Consider the following 26937-nt stretch of genomic DNA (forward strand, 5'->3'; position numbering starts at 1 on the left):
AAAATTTGAAAGTTCTTAAGCTTTGCACATTGCTGACTTTCTTTGACTATGGTATACTGCAATCACAAACGAGGAATGTTTGGAAAGAGCGGCGCAGAGCGCCGCGGATGGAGGCGAATTTCATGGATACGCAGAGATTTACACAAAAGTCGCTGGAGGCTATCGCGCAGGCTCAGCGCATCGCGACGGAAAACCAGAGCGTGCAGATCGAGCAAATCCATTTGCTATATGCGCTGGCGAGCCAGCCGGAAGGCTTGATCGGGCAGCTCATGACGAAAATGGGGATCGACGCGGGAGCGTTTACGGGCGCATGCGAGCAGGAAATGGCCCGCATGCCGCGCATGAGCGGCCCGGGACGCGAGGCGGGGAAGATCTACGTCGCGCCGGACGTGGACGCGGTGCTCTCGGAGGCGGAGCGTCAGGCGCAGCACATGCACGACGAGTACATCTCCGTAGAGCACCTGTTCCTGGCGCTGCTGGAGAAAGGAAACGCCGCGGTCAAGCAGCTGTTGAGCCGTTTTAACATCTCGAAGAAGGGCTTTCTGGAGGTGCTGCAGGGCGTGCGCGGCAACGCGCGCGTGACGAGCGACAGCCCGGAATCGACCTATGACGTGCTCAAGAAGTACGGCTCCGACTTGGTTGAGCTGGCGAAGCAGAACAAGCTGGACCCGGTCATCGGCAGGGACGGCGAGGTGCGGAACGTCATTCGCATTCTCTCGCGAAAGACGAAGAACAACCCGGTGCTCATCGGCGAGCCGGGCGTCGGCAAGACGGCCATCGCGGAGGGCCTAGCGCAGCGCATCGTGCGGGGCGACGTGCCGGACAGCCTGAAGGAGCGCCACATCTTCTCGCTGGATATGGGCGCGCTGATCGCGGGCGCGAAGTTCCGCGGCGAGTTCGAGGAGCGGCTCAAGGCCGTGCTGGAGGAGGTCAAGAAGAGCGAGGGACGAATCATCCTCTTCATCGACGAGCTGCACACGATCGTGGGCGCGGGCAAGACCGAGGGCTCCATGGACGCGGGCAACCTGCTCAAGCCCCTGCTGGCGCGCGGCGAGCTGCATTGCATCGGCGCGACGACGCTGAACGAATACCGCCAGTACATCGAAAAGGACGCCGCGCTGGAGCGCCGCTTCCAGCCCGTGCTGGTGGACGAACCGACGGTGGAAGACACGATCTCCATCCTGCGCGGACTCAAGGAGCGCTACGAGGTCTTCCACGGCGTAAAGATTCAGGATCAGGCGCTGATTGCGGCGGCGACGCTGTCCAACCGATACATCTCCGATCGGTTCCTGCCCGACAAGGCCATCGACTTGGTGGACGAGGCCTGCGCCATGATCCGCACCGAGATGGATTCCATGCCGCAGGAGCTGGACGACATCCGTCGCAAGATCATGCAGCACGAGATCGAGGAGGCGGCCCTCAAGAAGGAGACGGATCAGATTTCGCAGGAGCACCTGGCCGACATCCAGAAGGAGCTGGCCGACATGCGCGCTCAGTTCAGGGAGATGAAGGCCAAGTGGGAGAACGAGAAGCAGTCGATCGGCAAGGTGCAGAAGCTGCGCGAGGAAATCGAGCAGGTGAGCGCCGAGATCGAGCGCGCCCAGCGCGAATACGACCTCAACCGGGCGGCGGAGCTCAAGTACGGCAGGCTTCCGCAGCTTCAAAAGGAGCTGGAAGAGGAAGAAAAAATCGCTGAGAGCGAGAAGCAGCGCCGCACGCTGCTGCGGGACAAGGTGACGGAGGAGGAGATCGCCCGCATTGTCGCCCGTTGGACGGGCATTCCGGTCGCTAAGCTCATGGAGGGCGAGCGCGAAAAGCTGCTGCACCTGGACGACGTGCTGCACGAGCGCGTGATCGGCCAGGACGAGGCGGTAGAAAAGGTGACGGAGGCGATTCTCCGTTCGCGTGCGGGCATCGCCAATCCGAACCGGCCGATCGGCTCCTTCCTGTTCCTGGGCCCGACGGGCGTGGGCAAGACGGAGCTGGCCAAGGCACTGGCGCAGGCGCTCTTCGACGATGAGAAGAACATGGTGCGCATCGACATGAGCGAGTACATGGAGAAGTATTCCGTGTCCCGCCTGATCGGAGCGCCTCCGGGATACGTCGGCTACGAGGAAGGCGGTCAGCTGACCGAGGCCGTGCGTCGCAAGCCCTACAGCGTCATCCTCTTTGACGAGGTGGAAAAGGCGCACCCGGACGTGTTCAACGTGCTGCTGCAGGTCCTGGACGACGGACGCATCACCGACTCGCAGGGGCGGACGGTGGACTTTAAGAACACCATCATCATCCTGACCTCAAACCTGGGCTCGCAGGCGATCCTGGAGGGATTTGACGAGGCGGGCAACATCAGCGTGGAAGCCCGCGCGCAGGTGGAAGCGCTGCTGCGCCATCAGTTCCGGCCGGAGTTCCTCAACCGTCTGGACGAGATCGTCTTCTACAAGCCGCTGACGAAGGAGGAAATCTATTCGATCGTCGACCTGCTGGTGCAGGATCTGAACCGGCGGCTTCAGGACAAACAGCTCACGGCGGTGCTGACGCCTGCGGCGCGGGACTACATCGTCGATCAGGGCTACGACCCGGTCTACGGTGCGCGCCCGCTCAAGCGCTTCCTGCAACGAAAGGTGGAGACGCTGATCGCCAGAATGCTCATCGCGGCGGAGGTCGCCCCGCGCAGCGAGCTGATCGTCGATTACGACGGACGGGAGCTCACGCTCGGAACCGAGCAGCCCTACAGCGTTCGGTAAGCCGGACGCCGTATTATAGATAAAAAGGCCGCTCATCGAAGCCATCGCGCGGTGGATTCGATGAGCGGTCCTTTTGTCGGAGTTTTCTTTCAGCGCGCACGGAAAGCAGCTATATCTTCCTCAAAAACCTTCTCGTAAACAGGGCGATCCAGACGAGGCAGGACGTCAGGCCCGGAATAAACGCGAGAAGGCTCGCCCCGTCCGTCAACAGCCTGCCAATCCAGAAGGACGGAAGAAGGGCCGCGATAAAATGATACGGGGTAGGGACGAACCATGCGAAGATGAGCCCGATAAAGCTGATTCCCATCAGCTTGGAAAGAGCGAGCCCCTCCACCCGATTGCCCGCGATGGAAACGACCATCATCGCTAAAGCAATGCCTGTAAAGCTGCTGATGAGCGCGCTTAAAAGGATGACATTAAAGGATAAGGACGATAGGGCAAAGGCGATGGATGCGATCAACGTAGCGAGAAATGCCCCTATCATGGGGAGCGCGATCCGCGCCGCCAAATAGGAAACCCCTTCTGCCGGGGTGACCTGATAAAACGCGCTTACCCCCTGGTCGCGCTCCTCCAGAAGCAAAAAGGCCGATGTAATCGCAACGAACACAGGAGTCAGGCAGATCAACATTCCGTCTGCGAGGCCGTACCAGGGCATAATCGAAAATGCGTATTTGTCGGTTAAAATCTGATTTGCGAAGGGAACCGCAAGCTTTAAAAATATCCCGATGAAAAAGGGCGCCGGAATCAGGACGATTAGCATCCCGTCCTTTGATATCTGTCTTAGGCCGATTTGAAAGAGCTTCAGCGTGTACCTCATTCGCCGTTCCCTCCTTCCGATTGCAGAGCGGTCCCGATGCGAATTTTTGCGATCCATAACAGGGCGCCAAACCAGAGAAGGAGGACAACGAACGCGCCGGGACTTGCGCTTTTTTCGGGATCGATCGAAGATGCGATCATGTGCCATAAGGCCGTACCCGGAAAAAGCTCCAAAGCTGGATGCGTAAAGCCAAGCGCAGTCAGAATAGGAGGAATGGACAGAAACACCGCAGGAAGCGTCACGATGAGCATATAATGGTTTACGGAGCGGGCGTAGGAGGCAACCGTCAGCCCTACGACGTTAAAGACGACCGCGCCGCCAAACACGCTGAACGCCAGGAGTGCCAGGCGGACCGCGCCTCTCATGGAGACGGCCGCGATCAGCACAGCCGATATCGTCGACAGGACGGCCAACGACACGGATTTTGACAGGACGTATTCGATGGGGCGGAGCGGCGAAACGCACCAGAACAGATGCAGGCCCTCTCCTTTTTCGAGCAGCCAGATTCCGCCGACAAAGAAGACGCCGAGCATTGCGGGGTCGGACAAGACGATGAGAGAGGACACTATCTTTTGATAAACCGGGGGTGTCACCACCAATACGGCGATGTAAACCGCGCTAAAAAAAGCGTACAGGAAGTAGAAACCGTATTTTATTTGGAAACGAACGTCGTTCTTTAAGGCATTTATAAACCTCATTGCAGCCGCCTTCCCGTAAGCTGGATGAACAGGTCCTCGAGCGTCGGTTCCTTTGAATGAATCCGCGTCAGCCTGCCATCTTGCAGCGCGGACTGAAAGCCCTCCGCATGCGCCAGCTCTGCGAGCGTGCAGACGTCTTGTACCTCTCTTCCGTCCGCTAAAAAGCTGTATTCCACCTTCGTGCTGGCCCCGCTTTTTTGCAGCGCATGCGGCGTGTCGATCGCCCGAATCGTTCCGCCAGAGATAAACGCGACTCGGTCACAGAGCTCCTGTGCGTCGTGCATGTTGTGGGTCGTCAAGATGATGGTCTTTCCCCTCTTCTTTTGCGCTAAGATCATGTCCTTTACAACTCTTGCGTTGGCGGGGTCAAGGCCGCTGGTCGGCTCATCGAGAAAAAGCAGCTCAGGATCATGCAGCAGGGCACGGACAAAGCCAAGCCGCATCTTCATGCCCTTTGAATAGCTTGAGACCTTTTTGTCGGCGTCGTTTTGAAGCCCTACCTTTTCCAGGAGCAGCATCGGGTCAAAAGTCTTGCTGGAATAGAGGGAGGCGAAGTACCTCAAATTCTCGGCTGCGGTAAATTTTCCGTAGAAGTTGGGAAATTCAAAGTCCACGCCTATCTTTTCGTAATAATCCCGGGTCCTGTTCTTTATCTCCAGACCGAAGACGCGGGCGCTCCCGCGATAGTTCCGCAGGGTGCCCGTCAGTATCTTCTGCAGGGTGCTTTTGCCCGCGCCGGACGGGCCCAGGAACCCGAAGATTTCGCCCTGCTGCACGTCAAAGTCGATCCCCTGAAGGGTATCCAGCCTGCACGAGGGGTATTTCAGGAAGACCTCGTGAACGTCAATCAGCTTCATCCTGTATGATCTCCTTTAATACGCCGTCCAAAATAAGCGCCATGACGGTCTGCTGGTCGGCAGCGTCGTCCTGCTGCAAGGTCAGAAAGCCGATCGCAAGGGTTTGCAGCGTCTTGGTCGCGATCTCCATCCCGCACGTAAAATGAACGCCGTATTCCTCTAATCGGATGAGCTCACCGCTGTCATCTTCCGTATGGGCCGCGATGACCTCCGGGGGCAGCTTGCGATACAGATAATCGGCGGTTTCACGATCGGCTTTTTTCAGCATGGGATAGCGCTGCAGCTCGCTAAACATCCACAGAAAGCATTGCTTGCACAGCTCTCTTGGCGGCAACGATCGGTTTTCGTTTAAAAACGCGTCCATCTCACGCCACATCCGGGTTTGCTGATTTCCCGCAATCTCCATATAAAGGTGTTCTTTGCTCGGGTAAAAAGCGTAAAATGTGCCTTTGGCGATGCCGGCCGCCCGCACGATTTCGTCGATAGATACTTTTTTGATCCCAAATGAGGTGAACAGCCGCTCGCCTTCCTGCATCAGCTTTTGACGGATTCGCTCTCTTTCAAGCTCGCTGAACTTGGGCATGTTTATCCCTCCATTCCGACCGATATGACTAAATTGATATATTTGGTCATTTGAATTATAACGCCTGCCCAACGCCTTGTCAATGGAGATCGCGTGAAGGGTCGAGCCCAAGGACCCGATCTGGTTTTTTCGTGATTAACGCCCGCCCTTTCGGTGCATATTATTCGCATCTTCACCCCTGTGGGGCGAAAAGGAGGCGTATGCACATGGGCATTCAGGCGGTCATCATGGCGGGAGGCGAGGGAACGCGCCTTCGCCCGCTGACGTGCGATCTGCCCAAGCCGCTGGTGCCGGTGCTTGGGCGTCCCGTGATGGCCTACACGCTGGAGCTGCTCAGGCGTCACGGCGTGAAGGACGTCGCCGCGACCATTCAATACCTGCCCGATCAGATGAAAGCAGCCTTTGGGGACGGCGGCGCGTACGGCGTAAACCTGCGATTTTATCGGGAACGCACGCCGCAGGGGACGGCGGGCAGCGTCCGCATGGCGCAGGACGAGATCGATTCGCCGTTTTTTGTGCTCTCCGGCGATGGTCTGACGGACTGCGACCTTAGCGCGGCCATGGACTGCCACAAGTCGCACGGGGCGCTGGCGACGATCGTGCTGCGCCGCGTGGAGGTGCCGCTCGAATACGGCGTGGTGATCGCGGACGGCGAGGGGCGCGTGCGCCAGTTCGTGGAAAAACCGGGTTGGAGCGAGGTGTACAGCGATACGGTGAACACGGGCATCTACGTGTTGAGCCCTGAGGTGTTCGAGTACATCCCCCGGACCGGGCCCTTTGATTTCGGGCGGGATCTGTTTCCGCTGCTCGTGCGGCAGGGCATGCCGGTGTGCGCCTACGTCATGGACGGCTACTGGTGTGACATCGGCGACCAGGCCGCTTACGTGCGCGCGCAGGAGGACATGCTGGAGGGGCGCGTGAACCTGCCGCTGCCCGCGAAGCGTGACGCGGAGGGAAACGTGGTGGAACCGGGCGCGTGCATCCAGCCGGGCGCGTTGGTGGAAGCGCCCTGTTACATCGGCACGGACGCCCTGATTCAGACGGGCAGCAGAGTCGGCGCGCATTCCTGCATCGGCGCGCAGGCCGTCGTGGAGGCCGGGGCGACCGTGAAGCGGTCGGTCGTCTGGCCGGGCGCGCGGATTATGGAAGGAGCGCAGCTTCGCGGCGCGGTCGTCTGCCGAAGCGCGCGGATGCAGGCACAGGCGCGGATGTTCGAGGGCAGCGCGCTGGGCGACGGCAGCGTGCTGGAAGACGGCGCGTGCCTCCCGCAGGGCGTCAAGGTCTGGCCGCACAAGCGCGTGATGACGGGCCTTCAGGCGGCGGAAAACGTCGTCTGGGGTGACTGTTGCTGTCCGGACGTTCGGGAGACGGGCATTGCCCTTGCCAACGCGCGCGACGTGCAGACCGTGGCGGCGGCCTGGGCGCACGTGCTGAAGGCGCGGCGCATGGCGCTGCTCTTCGACGGCACGCCGGAGGCACAGGCGCTGTACGCGGCGGCGGGCGCGGCGCTGATGACGCAGGGGGTGGAGGCGGTGCTGCTGGGCGAGGGCAGGCGGCCCAAGCTGCGCGCGCTGATGGAGCAGCTGCTCGTGCCCTGCGGCCTGTTTATCGCGGGAGAGGGCGTGCAGCCGCTCGCGGAAGGCGGCCTTTCGGCGTCGGACGCACAACGACGGAACCTGCAGACGCTCCTTTCACGCCAGGACTTTGCGCCTGCAAGCGGCCGGGGCGTGCGCGCGCCGCACCGCGTCGAGGACGGCGAGGCGTTCTATACGGCGTCCGTGGCGCGCCTCGCGCGGGGCAGAACGCTGGAGGCGCCTGCGGCGGTCTTCTGCCCAAGCGAGTTCAGCGCGCGGCAGGTGCGCAGGACGTTGGAGCTCTGCGGCGCGCGGCATGTGCGCGTGCAGGCAGGCGGCGCGCATGCGCTGCTGGACGGGGAAACCGGCTTTGTGATTTCAAAGGACGGCGAGCGCATCGGCGTGTTGGACGCCGGAGGCGCGCTCTGCGAGCAGGAGATGCAGGCGCTGCGCGCGCTCGTGCTGCTGGATGCGGGCGAGCGTACGTTGGTCGTGCCCATGGACGAGACACAGGCGCTGGACGCGCTCTCGCAGCGGCAGGGCGCGCGGGTGGAGCGTGTTCGCCCGGGCATGCGCGGGCTTTACGCGCAGCTGACGGAGCGTGCGCTCTGGCTTCAGCGTGCGGTACGTTTTGACGCGCTTGCCTCACTGATCTGCCATCTGGCCTTTCTCAGCGCGGAGAAGCGCATGCCGCGCGACATCCTGCGGGATTGCCCGCGCCTTTACTGGCGGGACGCGAGCGTGAGCTGCGCGCTCAAGGACAAGGGGCGCATTCTGCGCGCGCTGTGCGAGGAGGCGGGCGGCATACTGCCGGACGGGGGCGTGCGCATCCGCACGCAGAACGGCTGGGCGACGCTCTACGCCCCGGATGAGCTGCCCCGCATCCGTATTTTCACGGAATCGGAGGATGCGGAGTTTGCCCGCGAATTGTGCGCGGAGTATTCGGACAAGGTGCGCGCGCTGGTGCAGGGAGAAGGTGGCAGCAAAATGCGCAGGCCCGCCCCTTGACAGTGGGCCCGTCCCTATACTATAATGTCCGCAGAGCTTGAGGGCTTTCACAGACAGATTTCCTGAGGTGTGCGCGAGCTTCCAGTTTTTACCCACATTTTCACAACCGGAGTCTGCGTCGGCGCATGGATGCCATGCCCCCGTGATATCACGCCAGGGGACGGCAGCAAATGTGCCGCAGGGCACCGACCTGCCGAGCGGCGGGTGAAAAAACGGCGGCGGACGGCACTTTGGGATTTTTATTGCAAAAACGGCGGCCAATCGGCCGCTTTTTTTGTGTCGTTTTATCTGGTTTTACGGCTGCCTTTGCCTTCTGTAGGCGAGCGGGGTCAGCCCATAGCGCTGCTTGAAGCGCCGGTCAAAGTAGCTGGCGTGCCCCATGCCGCAGGAGGAAGCGACCTGCGATATGGGCGTATCGGTCTGCGCGATCAGGCGCGCGGCCTGCTCCAGCCTGTATTCGATCAGGTATTCGAGCGGCCGGCGCTGCAGCACCTGGCGGAAGCAGCGGAAGCATTCGCTGCGCGACACGCCGGCCGACGCGGCGATGTGGTCGACCGACAGGTCGTCCGCATAGTGCAGATGGATGTAGGAAAGCATCTTTTTGACGCGCAGCTCGCTGTGGCGCTCGCGCTGGGGGACAGACGTGCGCTCGAGGTCGGGCAGATGTGTGACGAGCGCGTGCCAGAGGGTGCCCACGTGCACCAGATACTCGATTTCCTTGCCGAAGCGCTCCGCCCGCGCGCTGCGGTACAGCCCGTGCAGGGCGAAGAGCATCTCCGCCTGCCAGGGCGTGGCGGGGCAGAGGCGGAAAGCCGGCAGTGCGGCGTCCGTGGTCACCGGCTGAACGAGCTTCGTGTAGATAGGGCTTTCCTTGCCGGAGCAGAGCAGGCGCGGCGAAAAGACGGTCGAAAACATCAGCGCGTCCGTGCAGCCGGGAGCCGGACGGGCCATGTGCAGCGCGCCGGAATTGACGAAGATGCCCTCGCCCGCCTGAAGGGGCAGGCGCGTCTCGCCTACGATGAACTCGACCGCCCCGCGCGTGACCACAGCGAATTCGACCTCCGGGTGCCAGTGCCAGGCGACAATATGCCCATCATATCGCGCAAAGTCGTCCGTATAGATGCCGATGGGGAAGGTCGGCGTTCCGTGCGCGGTCGTCTCGCGCATGAGGTCGTTGACCTGGATGGATGTAATTTGCTCCACGGAAAACAACTCCTTGGGAGGATTGTGCTAAAATTTGAGCCTAAAGTGCGATTGTATTCCCTTTGATTGCTATTATAATGATACCATATGCCGGAAAATCACGCAATGGGGAGAAATGACGGATGACCGTAAAAGACAACTATAACCACACGCTTTACGCCTCTTACATCGGTTACATCACGCAGGCGATCGTAAACAACTTTGCGCCGCTGCTCTTTCTGACGTTTCAATCGACCTTGGGCATATCGTTGGACCGCATCGCGCTGCTGGTGACGCTGAACTTCGGGGTGCAGCTGCTGGTGGACCTGAGTGCTGCGCGCTTCGTGGATCGCATCGGCTACCGCACAGCCATCGTGGCGGCGCACCTGTTTGCGGGCGCGGGTCTCGTGGGCCTTGCGGTGCTGCCCTCGCTGCTGCCCAGCCCCTACGCGGGCCTTTTGCTTTCGGTGGTCTGCTATGCAATCGGCGGCGGGCTGATCGAGGTGCTCATCAGCCCGATCGTAGAGGCTTGCCCCACGGCGCGCAAGGAGGCGGCCATGAGCCTGCTGCACTCCTTCTACTGCTGGGGGCACGTATTCGTCGTGCTCGCTTCCACGGCGTTTTTTCTGACCGTGGGCATCGCGAACTGGCGGGTGCTCGCCTGCGTCTGGGCCGCCGTCCCCCTTCTCAACGCGCTGTATTTCGCGCGCGTTCCCATCGCGAGCCTGGTGGAGGAAGGAGAGGGCCTGCCCCTGCGCGCGCTCCTGCGCGAGAAGTCGTTTTGGGTGCTGGGGCTGCTGATGGTCTGCGCGGGCGCCTCCGAACAGGGGATGAGCCAGTGGGCTTCCGCGTTTGCAGAAGGCGCGCTGGGGGTTTCCAAGACGATGGGCGACCTCGCGGGGCCGCTGTCGTTTGCGCTGTGCATGGGCACGGCACGCGCGCTGTATGCCGCCTTCAGCGAGCGCATCAGCCTGCGCCTGTTCATGGCGGGAAGCGCCGTGCTGTGCATCCTGAGCTATTTGGGCGCGTCGCTCACCCGCAACGCGCTGCTCGGCCTCGCGAGCTGCGCGCTGTGCGGGCTTTCGGTCGGCATCCTCTGGCCGGGAACGTTCTCCATGGCGGCTAAGGCCCTGCGCCGGGGCGGAACCGCGCTGTTTGCCCTGCTGGCGCTGGCGGGCGATCTGGGGTGCAGCGCTGGCCCGGCGGTCGTAGGCGTCGTCTCCGAGGCGATGGGGGCCAACCTTCGCATGGGTCTGCTGGCGGCGGTCGTGTTCCCCGCCGCGCTGCTGCTCTCTCTCAGCGCGCTGCGGACAAAGCGGACGTAGGACTTGCAATCCCGGGGGATTTGTGATACCGTTAAGCCATCTTTTGAGGAGGTGGAATCGATGCCCAAGATTCAGGTATTCAATGCGGAGCAGCAATGCCTTGCGCGCGCCGAGCACGCGCAGGAGGTTTCGCTTTTTTATGAGGGGCTGTATCAGGCGGGAGACTACCTGGTGATTACGCTCGACGACGGCTGCCGTTACGGCGCGGTGAAGGTGGATCAGGCGATCGCAGAGGCGAACGTCTACATGCCGGAGGGACGCATGATCTATCGCATCGAGCAGGGGGAGGGGCGGCTCCAGTTCCCGCCGCAGGCATTCGACGGCACGCGCCACGTCATCACGGCACGCGCCTGCGCGCTGGCGGAACAGAAGGTTTACAGGAACGTCGCCCTCAACCCGGCGGATCAGCGCGGGGATACGGAGTGCTACCCGCACGCCACGGCGAACGTGGAAACGCGCGGCGAGTCCGTGTTCGCCGCGCGCAACGTCATCGACGGTATGCGCCTCAACCACTGCCATGGCGAATGGCCGTTCCAGTCCTGGGGCATCGGCGCGCGCACGGACGCCTATCTGACGCTCGACTTCGGGCGTCCCGTAGTCGTGGATTCGATGGCCCTGACGCTGCGCGCGGATTTCCCGCACGACGCCTACTGGACGGAAGCGACGGTCGTCCTCTCGGACGGTACGGAGAAGACGTTCCCGCTTCAGCAGCTGGCGGAACGCCAGCGCGTGGAGCTAGGCACCCATACGGTGACCTGGATGCGCCTGGAACGCCTGCAAAAGTCGGACGACCCGTCGGCTTTCCCGGCGCTGACGGAATGGGAGGTCTACGGCCGCGACGCATGAGCAGAGGAGGCGATCCATATGAAGGCGATTCACCTGGAGGCGGTCTACCACATGCCCTGGCTGGAGTACCGGCACGCGCTGCCGGACGGGCGGGTATGCCTGCGCATCCGCGTAGGCTGCGGCGAGTGGGAAAAGCTGACGGCCCTGTATACCGAGGCCTACCTGGACAAGCCCGAGATGGAGACGGTTCGGGAAGCGCCGATGGCGCTCGCCTTCCGGGATGGCCTGCACGACGTGTACGAAGCGATCGTCGCGCCGCTTGACCCGCGACTCCGTTACTTTTTCCGGCTGGAATCCGAGAACGCGCGGTTCTATCTCGACCAGGATGGCATTTATCCTGAAAATGCCATGCCCCGAGGCGGTCCGGCGCTCTTCCCGTTCGCCTACGCCTACGCCCCGCAGGAGCAGCCCGCCTGGGCGCGCGGATGCGTGGGATATCAGATATTCCCCGACAGGTTCCGCCGCGCGGGCGAACCGGAGGATGGCATCGAGCCGTGGACGAGCCGCAACTATCAAAACGAATGCCGCTTCGGCGGCAACCTTGCGGGTATCCGCGAGGCGGTGCCCTATCTGAAGGAACTGGGCGTAGGACTCGTGTACATGACCCCCATCTTCCTCTCCGACACCTCGCACCGCTATAACACGTTCGATTACTTCACCATCGACCCGCTGCTGGGCACGCGGGAGGAGCTGAAGACGCTTACAGACGAGCTGCACGCGGCGGGTATCCGCATCGTGCTGGACGGCGTGTTCAACCATTGCGGCCTTGGCTTCGCGCCGTTTCAGGACGCGCAGGCGAAGGGAAAGGAATCTGCCTTTTACGACTGGTTTTTCTTCGACGAGCGTTACGAAATCGGCTATCAGACGTTCGGCTACTGGCGTTACATGCCCAAGCTGAACCTTCAAAACCCGCGCGCGCGGGATTACTTTCTCGCGGTTGGACGCTACTGGCTCGAAAGCTGCGGAGTGGATGGCTGGCGGCTGGACGTATCGCCGGAGGTCTGGCCCGACTTCTGGCGCGACTATCGCCGGATGGTGAAGTCCGTGAATCCCGAGGCGCTGCTGGTCGCGGAGTGCTGGGATGATTCGCGCGAATGGCTGAGCGTGGGCGACATGTTCGACAGCACGATGCACTACGTGCTCTCACGCGCGATGTGGGCCTTCTTTGCGGAGAAGGAGATCCCGCTTTCGGAGTTCGACGCCCGCGTGAACCGCGCGCTTATGCTTTACCCGCAGCGGACGCAGGACGTACTGTGGAACTTCCTTTCCAGTCACGATACGCCGCGCATGATCTCGCGCGGAGCGGGCGGGGAGCGTGGGCTCCGCATGGCGGCCTTCTTTCAAATGACGCACCCCGGCGTGCCCATCGTCTATTACGGCGACGAGCTGGGCATGCAGGGCGGCCCGGATCCGGATTGCAGGCGTCCCATGGACTGGGAAGCCGTGGGGAAGAGCCGCCTGCAGGCCTATTACCGCAGGCTCATCGCCCTTCGAAGCGGAAGCGAGACGCTGCGAAGGGGCGTCTTCCGCACGCACGCGCTGCTTGGGGACGTCTATGCCTATCGGCGGGAGACGGAAAGGGAAACGCTTCTTTGCGCGCTGAACACGGGTGCGGGCACGCGCGACGCGATGCTTCCGCTTTCCGGCGCCTTTGCGGAACAGAAGAAGCTCCGCGACCTGCTGACGGAGCGGGTTTTTACCGTGACGTCGGGCTGCGTGCGCATCCGGCTGCGCTCGGGCGAGGGCGTCGTGCTGGGCGGGATGGAGGCGTAGGATGCGGCTGCTTTCGATCTATCACGACGCTGTTCCGGACTTTATCGAGGAGATCGCCCGCGCGCCGGAGATGCGCCGGCTGAAACAGATCGGCATGAACTGCGGCGTCGAATACACGCGGTTTGAGGGGTATCGCACCTGCCTGCCCTACGACCGGTACGCGCACAGCCTCGGCGTGGCGCTGATCGTATGGCACTTTACGGGCGACGCGCGCCAGGCCGTCGCAGGGCTGCTGCACGACATCAGCACGCCGGTGTTCGCGCACACGGTGGACTTCCTGCGGGGCGATTATCTGCGCCAAGAAGCGACGGAAGCGCGCACGGCGGAAATGATCGACGCCTCTGCCGCGATCAGGAAGGCACTCAAAAGATATGGGCTGACGGCGGAAGAGGTCAGTGATTACCACGTTTACCCGGTCGCGGACAACGACACGCCGCGCCTTTCGGCCGACCGGCTGGAGTATACGCTGGGAAATTTTCTTTGTTTCGGCACGTGGAACGAAACGCGCATTCGCGCGTGCTACGCTGCGCTGCGCCTTGGGGTCAATGAAGAGGGATGCCCGGAGCTGATGTTTACAGACGAGGGAGAAGCCGTGGCGTTTGCGCAGGGCGCGCTCGTCAATTCACGGCGCTTTGTACACGACGAGGATCGCTTTGCCATGCAGCGTCTGGCGGATATTCTGCGCCTGGCGCTTTCAGCTTCTGTATTGTCTGAGGCGGATCTGTACACCACCGAGCCGCAGGTGATTGAAAAGCTATGCGGAGACGACCGGATGTGCGCTGCCTGGAAGGCGTATACCTCCCTCTCGAAGCTTCGCATCCGGGATCGCGCGCCCAATGAGCCAGGATGGCTTCAGGTGGACGCCAAACGGCGCTGTATCGATCCTTACGTTTGGGGCAGAGGGCGCGTTACATCCCTTTCCTCCCAGATCAGGGAAGAAATGAAGGAATTTCTTTCGCAGCCTTTCGATATCTGGATGAAGGAAAAGAACTGAAAAACGGGCCGCGGCAACATGCCGCGGCCCTATTGCGTTCATCGGCGCTTTTCGTAGTCGACGAGCGTGAGCCGATCGTTGACCTGCCGAAAGCTGCCGGTCTGGCGGTAGCCTAGTTTTTTGTAAAGATGACAGTTCCCCTTTTCCTGCAGCAGGGTATCCAGCTGCCAAAGACGCACATGAGGGTACAGCGATTCGATCTTTCGCAGCGCCGTCTGCGCGATGCCGCGCCCCTGATAGGCGGGCAGCACGAAGACAGGGCCCAGGCGGCAGGCTGTATCGCTCACTCGCCGTACGCGCGCCGCGCCGACCGGAGAGCCGCCCGCGCAGATCAGATAATAGTCTGTGAAAGCCTCAGCCAGCCGTTGGGTTGTCTTCTGCAGCGGCTCGGCCGCGGGGCTGGTCTCATAATCCAGGTATCGTGAAAGCAGGGGAGAGAACGCCTCGAGCTGCATTTCATAGATGCGCTCCGCATCCTGCACCCCGGCGAGGTGGATCGTGATGTCCATGGCAAGATCCCTCCGGGCGGTCACTTGCCCGCCGGGTACACGTTTTTTTCGATGACGGCGCTGTGGCGCAGCGCGAGCTGGCTGTCCAGGTATTGCAGGTAGGAGCCGGGCGTCACGATGCCGTTGCCCTGCAGCAGGTCCATCCCCGCCGCGCCGACGAGCAGCTCCGCCAGGGCGACGCAGTTGGTGCGCAGCAGGTTGTACTTGCGATAGGGCCCGCGGGTGACCTTGCCGTACACGCAGCCCGTCTCCCGCTGCATGAGATAGGTGTAGTCCTCAGAAAGCGGGATCTTCACGTCGCGCCGGGGTTCCCAGGGCGTGCAGGCGGAGAGCAGCTCGCCGGCTTTCTGACGTACGGCTTTCGCCTGCTCGTCGGTGAGGGCCATCACAAAGCCCATGAGCGTCTTCTTTTCGACCTGCGTGCTGTAGCGGATATAGGCCTCGCGCTCGCAGTGCATGAACACCCCGTCGGACAGAAGCGTAAACAATCGCGTGCTTCGCTGGTCGTAGCAGGCATAGGAATAGACCGTGTCGTCCAGACAGATATCCACATGGCCGAATCCGGCGGCCACCTGCTGCCCCAGATGGAAGAAGACTTCGAGCCGATGCGGCCGGCGCGCGGCGGATACGCGGGCGTCGGGCTTGGCGGCGGGCTGAAGCACGTCGTTGACCGTCGTGACGAGGCGCTTGGGGATAAACGCCGTGGCGAGTACTGGCAGGGCGATGCGCAGGCGGCGCTTGACGCGGCCGCCTCCGATGTCCGAGGCGAAGGCTTCGCGCAGGAAGTCGCTGAACGAGCCCGCGGCGTAGAGGACGAAGTAGACGCCGCATACGGAGGTGGCGGCGGGCAGGCCCGCGAAGGGACGGAAGACCAGCAGCGCGGCAAAGAGCAGGGTGACGAGCGCCACCAGCAGGTGCCAGGCCCAGCCTGCGGAGCGCGTCAGGAGAAGCTGCACGCAAAAGCCCAGCGAAATCACCGCGTTGAGGAGCGCCCAGATGCCGACGAGCATGCCCAGCCCCGCACCCAGCATGCGCGGAAAGCACAGCAGCGCGAGCGCGGCGGCGAGGGAGAGAAGGCCGCGAAGCAGCGTCGTGCGCAGGCGCTGCTTCGGGCTCAGCACATAGGAACCGATGGAGAGCACGCCGCTTACGAGCGCGGCGGCGAACAGAATGTGGTGCAAAAAGCGGATGACAAAGGCGGGCGCAGCGAAGAACAGGATGCCCAGCACTGCGAAAGCGACGGATTGCACCAGCAGCCCGAGCGGGGTCGCCAAAAGCTTGAAACGGTTTTTCATTCGTTGCACCGCTTACAGTCCGCGAAGGGGCGCGATTTCGACAGCCCTGCCGCCATGCTTTCGGGATTCCTCGGCGGCGAGCGCCGCCAGATGGCTTTCTACCGACGCCTCCAGCGTGGAGAGCGTGCCGCTGGGCCGCCCGCCGGAGGCGAGCATCTCCAGGTACTCCTCCACCATGCGAATATCGCCGCCCGCGTGGCCGGAGAGGTCTTCGGCCAGCGTGCGCACCTCGACGTGCTCGCTGGGCGCGTCGAAGGGCTCTACATCGATGGTATTCTCGTGCATGTCCGCGCGGATGTCGCCGTGCGTCCCCATGATCTTGAGGGTGCGCCCGCCGGTCTTGGTGAAAGCGCACATGGTAAAGCTGACCGTCTGGCCGTGCTCGAGCTCCAGGTTTACGACCTGATGGTCTACCACGTCGTTGTCGCAGTGGTAGACACAGCGGCCGTAGGGGCCGTCTTCCAGCGCGGCGCGAATGCGCGCTTCGTTCGGATGCATGGCGACGATGTCGGCGGGCCAGCCGGTATGCCCGGCGAGCACGCCGGTCTCCTCGTTCGTGAGGTAGATTTTATAGGCGTCGTAGGGGCAGCCGTCCCGCGCGCTGCAGTCGCGGCAACGTTCGGCTGCGCCCGCGGGCGCCATCTCCGGACGGAAGTGGCGCAGGGAGCCGAACGACGAGACACGGGCGCAGCGGTCGCCCAGCAGCCAGAGCAGGATGTCCAGGTCGTGGCAGCTCTTTTGCAGGATCATGGGGCTGGTATCCTCCTCGCGTCGCCAGTTGCCGCGCACGAAGCTGTGCGCCTGATGCCAGTAGACGACGTTTTCAAGCGCCATTACGGAGACGACCTCGCCGATGCGTCCGGCGTCCAGCACCGCCTTGATCTTTTGAAAGAACGGCGTGTAGCGCAGCACGTGGCAGACGACGACCTGCCGGTCGGCCTTCTTCGCCTCCGCCAGCACGCGCTGACATTCGGAGAGGACAGGGGAAATCGGCTTTTCCAGCAAGAGGTGATATCCCTTCCGCAGCGCGGGGATGGCGTGGCCGACATGTTGACGGTCCTGCGTGCAGACGAACAGCACGTCCGCGAGGCGCGGCTCGCGAAGCAGGGCCTCGGCGCTGTCAAAGCAGCGCTCGCGCGGGACGCCGTAAAGGCGCGCGACTTCGTCCACCTTTTCGGGAACGATGTCCGCAATGGCGACGATTTTCATCAGGTCGGGGCGGGAAAGCGCCATCGGGGCGTACGTATCCTTGCCGCGTCCGCCCAGACCGACGATCGCTACAGTGACAGGCTTTTGCATGTTTCATCCCTCCGTTTGAAGTCTTCGCGAATCGTACATAATGATTATATCATCAGGCCGCCCGGACCGCAACGTGCGCTTTTTTTCCTGCCGCCGATATGTTATACTAAACCGTCTAAAGCGGCGAATGCGCAAAGGAGGCTTCTACATGGACAGGGAACGAATGCGGCGGAATGTACAGGCGTTTTGCGAGGTCGGCAGCGTGAGCCACACGCCGGGGGAGCGCGCCTTCCCGGCGGCGCTTCAAAAGGCGCTGCTTGAAATCCCCTATTTCAAGGAGCATCCGCAAGAAATCTGCCTTTTCCCGGTGTCCGGGCAGGAAGAGGATGGGGAAATGGTCTTTGCGCTTCTGCCTGCGCGGCGGAGGACGCGTCGCACGCTCATGCTGCTCAGCCACTTCGACGTGGTGGGGGTAGACGAGTACGGCGCGCTGGCGGGAGCGGCGTTTGATCCCGAGCGCTATACGCGCCTCTTGCGGGAGGGGGCGCTGCGCCTGCCCAGGGAGGCGCAGGAGGACCTCGACAGCGGAAACTACCTCTTCGGGCGCGGCGTGTGCGACATGAAGTGGGGCATCGCGGCGGACGTGGAGCTGCTGCACGACTTTGACGCGCACCCGGGCGAGCTCTCCTGCAACCTGCTGCTCGTCAGCGTGCCGGACGAGGAGCGCAATTCCTGCGGCATGATCGGAGCCGTTTCCCGGCTCGAACGCTACGCGGAGAAGAAGGCGCTCGACATCGCGGCCTGTGTGGTGAGCGAGCCGAACATCTCGCCGGTACGGGACGACGCCGTGCGCGCCATGCACGTGGGCGCCGCGGGCAAGCTGATGCCATCCTTTTACTGCGTGGGCAAGGAGACGCACGTGGGCGAGCCCTTCGCGGGGCTGGATCCGAACCTGCTCGCCTCCGCGATCACGCTGGAGATGGAGCTTTCGCCGGAATTTGTGGACGTTTCGGATAGCTTCTGCACGCCCGCGCCGACCTGCCTCAAGCAAAGCGACCTTAAGAACGCTTACTCCGTGCAGACGCCCTGCGCGGCCTACGCCTACTTCAACGTCATCACGGCGAGCAGCACGCCCGCCGACGTGATGGAGCGCATGCGCACGGTCGCCGGGCGAGCCTTTGCGCGGGTTCTGCGGGAGGTGGACGAAAAGCACGCTGCCTGTGAGCGGCGCGCGGGCGGAGCCATCTTTCGGGAACGCTTCGCGCCGCAGGTGCTGACCTATGCGGAGCTCTGCGACGCCTGCCGCAAGGCGCATGGAGAGGCGTTTGACCGGGAGATGGCGGCCTTCCTCGCGCAGAACGCGCAGGGGGACGTGCGCGACGTCAGCATCGCCGCCGTCGCGAAAGCCCACAGCATGTACCCGGATCGCTCGCCCCTCGTCGTGCTGTTTTACTGCCCGCCGTTTTATCCTCACGCCGCCGCGCCCGGAAAGGAGAGCCTGGTGCGGCGCGCCTGCGAGCGAATGGCCGCCCTGGGCGCTGAGGTGGGGGAGCGGCTGGCCGTCGATCCCTGCTTTATGGGACTGACGGACATGTCCTACCTCTCGCTGCGGGGAGATGTGGACGAGCAGGCGCTGGCGGCCTGCTTTCCGGTCTGGGGCAGCCTTTACAGCCTGCCGCTTTCGGCGATGCGGCGGCTCGACATCCCCTTCGTCAACTTTGGGCCGCTGGGCAAGGATGCGCACCGCTTTACCGAGCGGGTGGACATCGCCTACTCGTTCGGCAAGGCGCCGGATCTGCTGCGCCGCCTGATCGTGCTGCTTTCAAACGACTGACTTTTTGACGGTTGCGGTTGACGGATGCGGAGCAAAGCTGTATAATAAACTGTATAACATGGTTTTAAAAACTATTTCCTGCGAAACGCGGGTTTGGAGGAACGGCAATGGGCATTCAACTGATCGTGGACAGCTGCTGTGACTTGACGGAGGAGATGCGCGCGCGCTTTCAGGCGAAGACGGCTTACCTTCGCATCATCATCGACGACGAGCGGGAGTACGTGGACGACGGGACGGTGGACATTCCGGCATTTATCGCCGACATGGCCGCTTCGAAGAAGCACATCCGTTCCGCTTGCCCCTCTCCAAACGAGTTCGCGGCTTTCATGGAAAAGGAGGACGAGAGCTTCGTGGTGACGCTCTCCGGCAAGCTGAGCGGCTCGTACAACGCGGCGGTGCTTGCCAGGTCCATGGTGCTGGAGCACTACCCGAAGAAGAAAATTCACGTGGTCGACTCCAAGAGCGCGTCGGCGGGCGAGGTGCTGCTCGCGATGCTGATTGGCGAAAAGATCGAGGCGGGCTGCACGTTCGAGGAGATCGTGGAGGCGGTGGACGCGCGCGCGGCGGAGATGCAGACGATGTTCGTGCTGGAAGACCTGGGCAACCTGATCCGCAACGGACGCATCAACAAGGTGGCGGGGCTGCTGGCTTCGGTGCTGTCGCTTCGCCCCGTCATGCAGGCGAACGACGGCGAGATCGAGGCCTACCAGAAGGTGCGCGGCATGCAAAAGGCCCTGCACGTGATGGCGGAGGCCGTGTCCCAGCGGCTGGGGGACATCCCGGAGCGCTCCGCGCGGCTGGTGATGGCGTTTTGCAACTGCCCCGAGCGCGCAGCCAAGTTCAAGCAGGATCTGATGGATTCCTGCAAGCAGCTTTGCGAGGTCGTCGTGGTGCCGACGATGGCGCTTTCCACGATGTACGCCAACGACGGCGGCATCATCATCGCGTTCTGACAAAAAACCGCTATTGACCCGGAAATGCGTTTCCGGGTTTTTTGCTGCCTGCATGAAAAACGCCGTGCGGCGCGTTCAATGGTTAAACCTGCTAAAACGCGGCGCCTATGTATGAAGGACGGTTGAGCGAAGGGGGCGTAATCGTGAAAAGAATTTGCTGCGTTCTGTGTCTGCTCTGTCTGATGGCGGGCGCGGCGATGGCAAGATGTGAAGATAAAGCGCCGCTGCCGTCAGGGGTTCTGTCGCTCTGCGAGCAGATTTACCCGGATTATTGGGTCGGAGCGTACTACGGCAGGGCGGGCGATACGTCCGGGCAGTGCGCGCTCGTGCTGACGAACGGCCAGGAGAACATCCTGTGCATCGCGGAAAAGTCGGAGTCGGACGAGGCCTATGCCTTTACGGTGGAAACCAGCTCTGCCCTTTTTCAGGGGGACAGGCTGCCCAGCCTTTTCATCGACACAGGCGGCGACGTGCTCTTTTGCAGCTATGCAGATCCGAGATACCGGCTGCACGCGGTAAAGGGCGAGGACGGAATTTGGAGACTGGGAAGCATTTCCATTTTTCGAGGGCTTGAAGAATGGCAGGCCGCCCTGCGAGAGGGGTATCTGACGTATACCTATTATCGGACGGACGAAAACGACAACATCCTCGACGCCCGGAATGTTGCGCCGATTCCGGTGAGCGCGGCGTTTGAGGAACGCATGGCGAATCTTTCTAGCTTCGACATCGAAGCGCTTGCGCAGCAGCCCGGAGTGGTTACGGATGAACTGCTGCGCGAAATGGCGGGGGTGCTGCTGGATGCGGGCGATTCGCTGCTGGATTTCTCCGCACATCGTGAGGAGCTGATTTTGCTCGCCGAGGCGGCGGACGGCGCGCGGCGCATCGTCATCGCGACGTGGAATGACGCGGAAAAACGGTATTCGACGGCCGAAACGAGCACGCTGCCGCAGGGGGCGCGTCTTGATACCTTCCACGCGTCAGAAGGAGAAATCATACTCATTTTGGACAATCAGAATGGTCTTTACGGTTTTTTGCGCAGCGGCGAAGCCGGCGGGGCGTATTCGCTCAACTGGGTCATGGCGGATGATGATTTCGCCGCAGGCGTGAACTACGTGTGCGATGGCTTCCCGTCTGTCGGGAGCAACAACGAGTATACGTACGGCACGCATCCATGGAGCGACCTGCTGAAAGTGGATCTGATGAGCCTGCCCGAATCGCAGGACGAGGCGCTTTCTCAGCTCGACAGCCGGGATTATGCCGTGGTAAACAACCCCAACCCCGCCGACCGCCTGCACCTTCGCGCGGCGCCCGACCGCAATGCGGCGTCGTACGGCAAGTTCTACAACCGCATGCCGGTGCGTGTGCTCGACGTGCGGGGCGACTGGGCCCACGTGCGCGCAGGCGAGGGCGAAGGCCTGGAAGGCTGGATGATGACGGAATTCCTCGCTTTCGGTGACGACATGCGGAGCGTTCAATGCGCGTTTCCTCAGCTATGCGTTAAAGACGAGCATCGGGACGTGATGATTTACAGCGCGCCGGACGAGCGTTCACAGCCGATGGCGCTGGCATGGGACGCCGTCCATTTCATCGTCGGCGTCCACGGCGACGAATGGTTCCTGGTGATGACGGAGGACGGCCGCGTGGGGTATGTAAGGCAGGCCTGCTTCTGGCCCGGCAACGGCTGACGGCGGCAACGCGAAGGGTTCGCGTGAAGGCTGTGAAAGCTGTGAAGGCTGATCCTATAGCGCGCTATATAGGGAAAAGTATATTATAAAGGGAATCCTCAGAGCCTTCACAGCCCTCACACGCGGCGTTCGCCGCTGCGAAAGAGCGCGTAATAGCGCCGCAGGTCGTCGATGGACGCGATCGATTCCCCGTTCGCCGCAAGGGCGCTTTGCGCGGCGGGCGAAAGCGTGTCGAAGAGCGAGCGGGCCTTATCGTCGCGCTCGAGCAATTCAGAAAGATTTCGATAGTTCATGCAAGATCCCTCCGGGTGCATTGTGCCCTGTGGTGGGAAGAACTACACGTTGAAAATTCGGACGCACTGTGCTAAACTGTTTGCAAATATTGGAGCGGACGGGGAATTACAGATGAACGAAAAGCTGACCTATTTTCTCAAGCTGACGTTTGGCACGCTTCTGGTCACCATCGGCGTTTATTTTTTCAAATTTCCGAATCATTTCTCGACCGGCGGCGTCAGCGGCCTTGCGGTTATCCTCGGCGCCGTCATTCCGAACATGACGCCGGGCACGATTCAGCTCATCCTGAACGCGGCGCTGCTCGTCATCGGATTTTCCGCGCTGGGCGGCAGGTTCGGCCTCGCGACCGCCTACGCCAGCCTGCTCATGTCGGGCATCACGTTCCTGCTGGAGCGCGTCTACCCCATGGCCGCCCCCTTCACCGACGAGCCACTGCTGGAGCTGGTGTTCGCGGTCATGCTGCCCGCCTTTGGGTCGGCGATTCTCTTCAATATGAACGCCTCGACCGGCGGCACGGACATCGTGGCCGTGCTGCTCAAGAAGTATACGCGCATGGATATCGGCCGCGCGCTGCTGCTGACGGACGTGTTCATCGTCATCGGCTCCGCGGCGGTATTCGGGATCAAGACGGGCCTCTTTTCCCTGCTGGGGCTGGGCATGAAGTCGCTGATGGTGGACGGGGTGATCGAGAACATCAACCTGTGCAAGTTTTTTACGATCATGACCGAGCACCCCGATCCTATCTGCCGTTTCATCGTCAGCGAGCTCAACCGCGGCGCGACCACCTACGACGGCGAGGGCGCCTTTACGCATAAGCAGCGCAAGATCATCGTCACCGTCGTCACGCGCGGTCAGGCGGTCAGGCTGCGTCAGCACGTCAAGGCGATCGATCCCCACGCGTTCATGCTCATCACCAACACGAGCGAGATCATCGGCAAGGGCTTTCGCGCCGAGAATTAACCGTCGATCCACCCAAGCGCTTTCATGTCCGCCTCGATCGGCGCGTGAAGGCGCTTGTCCTTTTGATAGACGTAATGGATGGAGGAGTAGACCGCGGGCCCGCCGCCGGGCCAGGGGAACGCGCCCGCAAAGTCCGCGTCCAGCCCGTAATCCCCCTCGCCGCGTCCGGGGGGCGGCACCAGCGTCGTGATGCGGTTGTGCACACGGTTTCCCAGAAACAGCGTGAAGATGCCGCGCACGGGGTCGAGCGACAGGTGGTTGCCCGTAAACCCACTGAGGCCGAAGGCGCCCTCGCCCATGTAGACGGGCACCTCGGACAGGCGCTGGAGGGGGTGCTTGCAAAAGCACTGATACCCCAGATATTGAACGAACGTGCCGTCGCCGTTGGGCCGGCCGGTTCGGTTCCAGCCGATCTCCAGCACGCAGGCGGGCGGCAGGATTTCGCCCGCGAGCAGCGCCTGGCAAAGGCGCACCATGTCGGGCAGCGTGCTGAAAAGGCCCGCGTGGCCGCAAAGCGCCTCGCCGCCCAGTCCCAGAACGCGCGCCTTCGGGTCGTGCGGCGTGCCGGGCGCGGCGTCCGTGCGCAGGAGGGCGCGCGAGCCCAACAGGCGGTGCTCGTAGTTGTAGTTCGCGCAGTCCGCGAGGCGCTCCTCGGGCACGCGGGCGAACGTCTCCGTCATGCCTGCCGGGCGCAGGATCGTCTCCTGCATAAAGTCGTAGAGGGGCATGCCCGCCCGACGCTCCACGACGTGTCCCAGCACCAGCGCGTTCATGTCCGAATAGAGCTTTACGGGCGGGGGCGCGGCGGGGGAGATGCCGTAGACGAGGGCGAGCGCGGCCTCGCGGGTAGGCTGCGCATCGATGCGCTCGCTGGATTGCAGGTGCGCGCGGAAGCAGAGCGCGTCGCCGAGGGTCACGGATCGCAGGTTGTAAAAGCGCGGGTCCGCGTCGCCGACCGTTTCATCCAGAGAAAGGCGTCCCTCCTGCGCGAGGCGAAGCACGCACAGGCAGGTGAACAGCTTCGTGAGCGAGGCGAGGTCGTAAAGCGTTCGAGGCGTCAGCGGACGGGGCGCAGGATAAAACGCGCCGCCGTCATCCATGAGCACCTCCTGCGCGTTTCCGCACAGTGCGCTGCGGTGATCGCTTGCGGTGCCGTAGGCTACGCTGAGCCCTGCGAGCATCCTGTTTTGATGGACGAGATAGTCCATGGACTCCATTAAGGCGTTCGACATGATGCATCCCCTTTCGACCGGGTTTGCACCATTATAGGCGAAACGCGGCGCGCTTTCAAGGCCGCAGGCAGGATTCTAAGGCGTGCGGGGCGAAGAAGACGGGGAGCTTTTACGCGACGAAGGGAGAATCATTCGATGAATACATGGCTTGACGCGGCGGCGATTTCCTATATTGACGGCTGCCAGGAGGAGCTTTGCGCTCTGCTGGCCGAATTGTGCGCGATTCCCGCGCCATCGGGGCGCGAAGAGCGCCGGGCCCGGTTCGTGAAGGACTGGCTGGAGAGCGCGGGCGCGGAGGGCGTTTACATCGACGAGGCGCTGAACGTCGTGTACCCCGTGGGCGTGACGGAGCACGGCCGCGCGAGCGTCTTCATGGCGCACACGGACACGGTGTTCCCGGACATGGAGCCCATGCCGTTATCCGTGAAGGACGGCGTGATGTACTGCCCGGGCGTGGGCGACGACACCGCGAATCTGGCGGTCTTGATGCTCATCGCGCGCTACGTGACGCAGCGGGGCCTTGCGCCGCGCACGGGCGTGCTCTTCGTCGCCAATTCCTGCGAGGAGGGGCTGGGCAATTTGAAGGGCTGCCGGGCTGTCATGGCGCGCTACGGCGCGCGGGTGGACGCCTTCGTCTCGCTGGATTCGACGATTCACTCCCTGTGCAACCTGGCGGTCGGCTCCGCGCGCTATCGCGTGACGGTGCGCACCGAGGGCGGGCACAGCTTTTCAAGCTTTGGAAACAGAAACGCCATCCACGCGCTTTCCGAAATCGTCTGCGCGCTGTACGGCCAGACGCTTCCCGAGGGGCCGGAGGGAAGCGTTACGACCTACAACGTGGGCGTGGTCGAGGGCGGCACGTCGGTCAATACCATCGCGCAGGAGGCGTCGATGCTCTACGAGTACCGTTCCAACGCCCGCGAGTGCCTGGCCGCGATGAAGGCGTCGTTTGAGCGGGTGATCGACGGCTTCCGGGCGCGCGGACTCGACGTTTCGGTGGAGATGATCGGGGAGCGGCCCTGCATGGGCGACGTGGATCCGGCGCGCCAGCGGGAGCTGACCGAAAGGTGCCTTGACGCGATCGAGCACGCAACCGGGCGGCGCGTGCCCACGGGCGCGGCCTCCACCGACTGCAACATTCCCCTGTCGATGGGTATCCCCGCGGCTTGCTTCGGCGTATACGAGGGCGGCGGCGCGCACACGCGCGAGGAATGGGTGCGCCTGTCCTCGCTGCGCACGGGCATGCGCGCGGCGATGGAGGTCGTGCTCTCCTGCTTCGCCTGACGTGAGATGGGGGAGAGCGATGGGCTGGGAGGAATTACATCCTCGCCACGCGTCGAATACGTGATTCGTTTTCCCTGACAAAGCGATAGAGCCCGGCGGAGACCTCTGCCAGACGAGCGTCTCCCTGCGCGGTGAAATAGGCGGCGAAGAGCAGTTCAATGCCCTTCATTACGCTGGGGATGGCGTCTCTTTCGACAGCCAGCAGGGGGAGCGCCTCGTCGTAGCCGAGAAGCACCTGCTGCAGCGCGGAAAACCAGCGCGTCTCATCGAGAAAGTCCGCGTTTTCCCGCAGCAGGAGCCCCAGCATGAAGTAGCACAGGTCAAAGATGCGGACGTTCCTCTGGCTCAGGTCGAAGTCTATATAGCCCGAGAATACGCCGTGGTCGAAGAGAAAGTTGCCCAGATGTACGTCCCGGTGTATGAGCTGCTGCGGCAGTTTATCGTATACCGGCGCGAGCGCCGCAAGCGTTTCCGCCAAAGCATCGCACGGGAGGGCGTCGCAGGGATGCTGCGCGAGGACGTCGGAAATCCATCCCTGCAGTTCCGCAAGCAGGCTGTTTTGCCAGCAGGGAATCGACATTTCGCATGCCCGAAAGGCGGTGTGCAGACGCGCAAGGATGCCGCCCATCGCGCGGAACCAATCATCCGGACAGGCGCTGACTTTGACGACATTGCTGCCGGAAAGCCGCGTGGTGAGCAGCAGATACAGGCCATCCTGAGCGCAGCAGTCCCCTCCTTCCAGAAGTGGGACGACCTCAGGCACGGGAATGCTGAGTCCGCGCAGCGTCCGCATTGTGAGGACGTTTCGCTCAAGGGACGGCAGGTGTGTATACGTCTTGACGATATACTGCGTTCCGACTTGCCATGCGGAATTGTGGATTTGCGTAAGGGGTGCGTCGAGGCCCCAGCGCATGAGGGATGAACGGATGATGCTTTCGACGTCTTGCATAGCTTCTCTCCTTTTATGTACGATTCTGCGCACAGTCTGCTCGGACAGGTGAAAAATTCGAGCGAGGCTGGGAACGGAGACACCCTCCAATCGCCGGGTGAATATGAGCTGGTCGCGTAGCGCTAGTTCGCGCCTGTAGGCCGTTCCGGCACCCCACGGCTGCCGCTTTTTCGGGCGCACAGGGATGTAGATATAGGTTCCCTGTACGTATTCCTGAACGGCGTCAAGCAGGTTGGGCGGCAGGACGGTTTGCGCGTCGACGTGTTTCATATGGCGCCCCCTCCAGTATGGATGCCTGTATT

General features: G+C 62.4%; 22 protein-coding genes and 1 other RNA gene. 12 read left to right on the forward strand and 11 right to left on the reverse strand.

All coding sequences use genetic code 11. The annotated features are described in order from the left end of the window. Window positions 1–122 precede the first annotated feature (122 nt). Entirely contained in the window at window positions 123–2744 is a 2622-nt protein-coding gene (gene clpB, locus C1725_RS08170) for an ATP-dependent chaperone ClpB (RefSeq protein WP_102411134.1), read from the forward strand. 109 nt (window positions 2745–2853) lie between these two features. Here the strand turns inward: clpB and C1725_RS08175 are convergent, their stop codons facing one another. From C1725_RS08175 to C1725_RS08190, 4 genes are read right to left on the reverse strand one after another with little or no spacing between them, the layout of a single operon-like run. After that, complete coding sequence (locus C1725_RS08175; RefSeq protein ID WP_102411135.1) at window positions 2854–3561, reverse strand: hypothetical protein; 708 nt, start codon at window positions 3559–3561, stop codon at window positions 2854–2856. After that, window positions 3558–4259 (reverse strand): fluoroquinolone export ABC transporter permease subunit, encoded by a 702-nt coding sequence (locus C1725_RS08180; protein WP_102411136.1) that lies wholly within the window; start codon window positions 4257–4259, stop codon window positions 3558–3560. Before C1725_RS08180 ends, C1725_RS08175 begins: the two co-directional genes overlap by 4 nt. Next, window positions 4256–5110, reverse strand: a complete 855-nt coding sequence (locus C1725_RS08185; RefSeq protein WP_428829597.1) for an ABC transporter ATP-binding protein — start codon at window positions 5108–5110, stop codon at window positions 4256–4258. The genes C1725_RS08180 and C1725_RS08185 overlap by 4 nt, the downstream gene beginning before the upstream one ends. Continuing rightward, window positions 5103–5699, reverse strand: coding sequence for a TetR family transcriptional regulator (locus tag C1725_RS08190; protein WP_102411138.1), 597 nt, complete (start codon window positions 5697–5699; stop codon window positions 5103–5105). The genes C1725_RS08185 and C1725_RS08190 overlap by 8 nt, the downstream gene beginning before the upstream one ends. A 206-nt stretch (window positions 5700–5905) precedes the next feature. Here C1725_RS08190 and C1725_RS08195 point away from each other — a divergent pair, with 206 nt between their 5' ends. Together C1725_RS08195 and ssrS are read left to right on the forward strand one after the other, a co-directional pair. Further along, a complete protein-coding gene (locus C1725_RS08195; RefSeq protein WP_346026475.1) occupies window positions 5906–8281 on the forward strand; it encodes a sugar phosphate nucleotidyltransferase in 2376 nt (791 codons plus the stop codon). 56 nt (window positions 8282–8337) lie between these two features. After that, window positions 8338–8522, forward strand: a non-coding RNA gene (ssrS, locus tag C1725_RS08200) — 6S RNA. Between the two features lie 53 nt (window positions 8523–8575). Here the strand turns inward: ssrS and C1725_RS08205 are convergent. Continuing rightward, window positions 8576–9484 carry a helix-turn-helix domain-containing protein gene (locus tag C1725_RS08205; protein ID WP_102411140.1) on the reverse strand — a complete coding sequence of 303 codons (909 nt, stop codon included), beginning with the start codon at window positions 9482–9484 and terminating at the stop codon, window positions 8576–8578. 122 nt (window positions 9485–9606) lie between these two features. On the opposite strand from C1725_RS08205, the gene C1725_RS08210 reads away from it, so the two are divergent. The 4 genes from C1725_RS08210 to C1725_RS08225 are packed head-to-tail and all read left to right on the forward strand — an operon-like array spanning window position 9607 to window position 14401. Next, window positions 9607–10788, forward strand: a complete 1182-nt coding sequence (locus C1725_RS08210) for an MFS transporter (protein ID WP_102411141.1) — start codon at window positions 9607–9609, stop codon at window positions 10786–10788. 60 nt (window positions 10789–10848) lie between these two features. Then, window positions 10849–11634 (forward strand): carbohydrate-binding protein, encoded by a 786-nt coding sequence (locus tag C1725_RS08215; RefSeq protein WP_102411142.1) that lies wholly within the window; start codon window positions 10849–10851, stop codon window positions 11632–11634. An 18-nt stretch (window positions 11635–11652) separates the two neighbouring features. Continuing rightward, on the forward strand, window positions 11653–13407 hold the full coding sequence (locus C1725_RS08220; RefSeq protein ID WP_102411143.1) for an alpha amylase N-terminal ig-like domain-containing protein: 1755 nt from the start codon (window positions 11653–11655) through the stop codon (window positions 13405–13407). 1 nt (window position 13408) lies between these two features. Beyond that, window positions 13409–14401: an HD domain-containing protein gene (locus C1725_RS08225; protein WP_102411144.1), complete on the forward strand. Its 993-nt coding sequence runs from the start codon at window positions 13409–13411 to the stop codon at window positions 14399–14401. Between the two features lie 38 nt (window positions 14402–14439). Here the strand turns inward: C1725_RS08225 and C1725_RS08230 are convergent, their stop codons facing one another. From C1725_RS08230 to C1725_RS08240, 3 genes are read right to left on the reverse strand one after another with little or no spacing between them, the layout of a single operon-like run. Then, on the reverse strand, window positions 14440–14910 hold the full coding sequence (locus tag C1725_RS08230) for a GNAT family N-acetyltransferase (RefSeq protein ID WP_102411145.1): 471 nt from the start codon (window positions 14908–14910) through the stop codon (window positions 14440–14442). 20 nt (window positions 14911–14930) lie between these two features. Beyond that, complete coding sequence (locus C1725_RS08235) at window positions 14931–16205, reverse strand: DUF308 domain-containing protein (protein ID WP_102411146.1); 1275 nt, start codon at window positions 16203–16205, stop codon at window positions 14931–14933. Between the two features lie 12 nt (window positions 16206–16217). Next, window positions 16218–17504, reverse strand: coding sequence for a Gfo/Idh/MocA family oxidoreductase (locus tag C1725_RS08240; protein WP_102411147.1), 1287 nt, complete (start codon window positions 17502–17504; stop codon window positions 16218–16220). 148 nt (window positions 17505–17652) lie between these two features. Between C1725_RS08240 and C1725_RS08245 the strand changes: the two genes are divergently transcribed. From C1725_RS08245 to C1725_RS08255, 3 genes are all read left to right on the forward strand, one after another. After that, window positions 17653–19278 (forward strand): M20/M25/M40 family metallo-hydrolase, encoded by a 1626-nt coding sequence (locus C1725_RS08245; RefSeq protein WP_346026476.1) that lies wholly within the window; start codon window positions 17653–17655, stop codon window positions 19276–19278. A 107-nt stretch (window positions 19279–19385) separates the two neighbouring features. Then, the gene (locus tag C1725_RS08250; RefSeq protein ID WP_102411149.1) at window positions 19386–20231 is read left to right on the forward strand and encodes a DegV family protein; all 846 of its coding nucleotides are present in this window, start codon (window positions 19386–19388) and stop codon (window positions 20229–20231) included. A gap of 143 nt (window positions 20232–20374) precedes the next feature. Beyond that, complete coding sequence (locus C1725_RS08255; protein ID WP_346026477.1) at window positions 20375–21916, forward strand: SH3 domain-containing protein; 1542 nt, start codon at window positions 20375–20377, stop codon at window positions 21914–21916. A gap of 116 nt (window positions 21917–22032) precedes the next feature. Here C1725_RS08255 and C1725_RS19295 read toward each other — a convergent pair whose 3' ends face one another. Then, window positions 22033–22209: a hypothetical protein gene (locus C1725_RS19295; protein ID WP_346026478.1), complete on the reverse strand. Its 177-nt coding sequence runs from the start codon at window positions 22207–22209 to the stop codon at window positions 22033–22035. 112 nt (window positions 22210–22321) lie between these two features. On the opposite strand from C1725_RS19295, the gene C1725_RS08260 reads away from it, so the two are divergent. Beyond that, window positions 22322–23170, forward strand: a complete 849-nt coding sequence (locus C1725_RS08260; RefSeq protein ID WP_102411151.1) for a YitT family protein — start codon at window positions 22322–22324, stop codon at window positions 23168–23170. Here the strand turns inward: C1725_RS08260 and C1725_RS08265 are convergent. Continuing rightward, entirely contained in the window at window positions 23167–24402 is a 1236-nt protein-coding gene (locus C1725_RS08265; protein WP_102411152.1) for a serine hydrolase, read from the reverse strand. The two genes, C1725_RS08260 and C1725_RS08265, sit on opposite strands and share 4 nt — an antisense overlap. 135 nt (window positions 24403–24537) lie before the next feature. On the opposite strand from C1725_RS08265, the gene C1725_RS08270 reads away from it, so the two are divergent. Next, window positions 24538–25686 carry a M20/M25/M40 family metallo-hydrolase gene (locus C1725_RS08270; RefSeq protein ID WP_102411153.1) on the forward strand — a complete coding sequence of 383 codons (1149 nt, stop codon included), beginning with the start codon at window positions 24538–24540 and terminating at the stop codon, window positions 25684–25686. Between the two features lie 34 nt (window positions 25687–25720). Here the strand turns inward: C1725_RS08270 and C1725_RS08275 are convergent, their stop codons facing one another. Further along, entirely contained in the window at window positions 25721–26905 is a 1185-nt protein-coding gene (locus tag C1725_RS08275) for a CD3324 family protein (protein ID WP_346026479.1), read from the reverse strand. Window positions 26906–26937: the final 32 nt, after the last annotated feature.

Origin of the sequence: Beduinella massiliensis (assembly GCF_900199405.1) — a bacterium.
Lineage (GTDB): Bacteria > Bacillota > Clostridia > Christensenellales > Aristaeellaceae > Beduinella > Beduinella massiliensis.

What these genes read in the sequence shown, in the direction of transcription:
- C1725_RS08215 (WP_102411142.1), top strand. Translation starts at nt 10,849, where the DNA reads ATGCCCAAGATTCAGGTATTCAATGCGGAGCAGCAATGCCTTGCGCGC.
- C1725_RS08245 (WP_346026476.1), top strand. Translation starts at nt 17,653, where the DNA reads ATGGACAGGGAACGAATGCGGCGGAATGTACAGGCGTTTTGCGAGGTC.
- C1725_RS08260 (WP_102411151.1), top strand. Translation starts at nt 22,322, where the DNA reads ATGAACGAAAAGCTGACCTATTTTCTCAAGCTGACGTTTGGCACGCTT.
- C1725_RS08235 (WP_102411146.1), bottom strand. Translation starts at nt 16,205, where the DNA reads ATGAAAAACCGTTTCAAGCTTTTGGCGACCCCGCTCGGGCTGCTGGTG.
- C1725_RS08240 (WP_102411147.1), bottom strand. Translation starts at nt 17,504, where the DNA reads ATGCAAAAGCCTGTCACTGTAGCGATCGTCGGTCTGGGCGGACGCGGC.
- C1725_RS08270 (WP_102411153.1), top strand. Translation starts at nt 24,538, where the DNA reads ATGAATACATGGCTTGACGCGGCGGCGATTTCCTATATTGACGGCTGC.
- C1725_RS08175 (WP_102411135.1), bottom strand. Translation starts at nt 3,561, where the DNA reads ATGAGGTACACGCTGAAGCTCTTTCAAATCGGCCTAAGACAGATATCA.
- C1725_RS08220 (WP_102411143.1), top strand. Translation starts at nt 11,653, where the DNA reads ATGAAGGCGATTCACCTGGAGGCGGTCTACCACATGCCCTGGCTGGAG.
- C1725_RS08225 (WP_102411144.1), top strand. Translation starts at nt 13,409, where the DNA reads ATGCGGCTGCTTTCGATCTATCACGACGCTGTTCCGGACTTTATCGAG.
- C1725_RS08265 (WP_102411152.1), bottom strand. Translation starts at nt 24,402, where the DNA reads ATGTCGAACGCCTTAATGGAGTCCATGGACTATCTCGTCCATCAAAAC.
- clpB (WP_102411134.1), top strand. Translation starts at nt 123, where the DNA reads ATGGATACGCAGAGATTTACACAAAAGTCGCTGGAGGCTATCGCGCAG.
- C1725_RS08250 (WP_102411149.1), top strand. Translation starts at nt 19,386, where the DNA reads ATGGGCATTCAACTGATCGTGGACAGCTGCTGTGACTTGACGGAGGAG.
- C1725_RS08190 (WP_102411138.1), bottom strand. Translation starts at nt 5,699, where the DNA reads ATGCCCAAGTTCAGCGAGCTTGAAAGAGAGCGAATCCGTCAAAAGCTG.
- C1725_RS08180 (WP_102411136.1), bottom strand. Translation starts at nt 4,259, where the DNA reads ATGAGGTTTATAAATGCCTTAAAGAACGACGTTCGTTTCCAAATAAAA.
- C1725_RS19295 (WP_346026478.1), bottom strand. Translation starts at nt 22,209, where the DNA reads ATGAACTATCGAAATCTTTCTGAATTGCTCGAGCGCGACGATAAGGCC.
- C1725_RS08195 (WP_346026475.1), top strand. Translation starts at nt 5,906, where the DNA reads ATGGGCATTCAGGCGGTCATCATGGCGGGAGGCGAGGGAACGCGCCTT.
- C1725_RS08275 (WP_346026479.1), bottom strand. Translation starts at nt 26,905, where the DNA reads ATGAAACACGTCGACGCGCAAACCGTCCTGCCGCCCAACCTGCTTGAC.
- C1725_RS08210 (WP_102411141.1), top strand. Translation starts at nt 9,607, where the DNA reads ATGACCGTAAAAGACAACTATAACCACACGCTTTACGCCTCTTACATC.
- C1725_RS08230 (WP_102411145.1), bottom strand. Translation starts at nt 14,910, where the DNA reads ATGGACATCACGATCCACCTCGCCGGGGTGCAGGATGCGGAGCGCATC.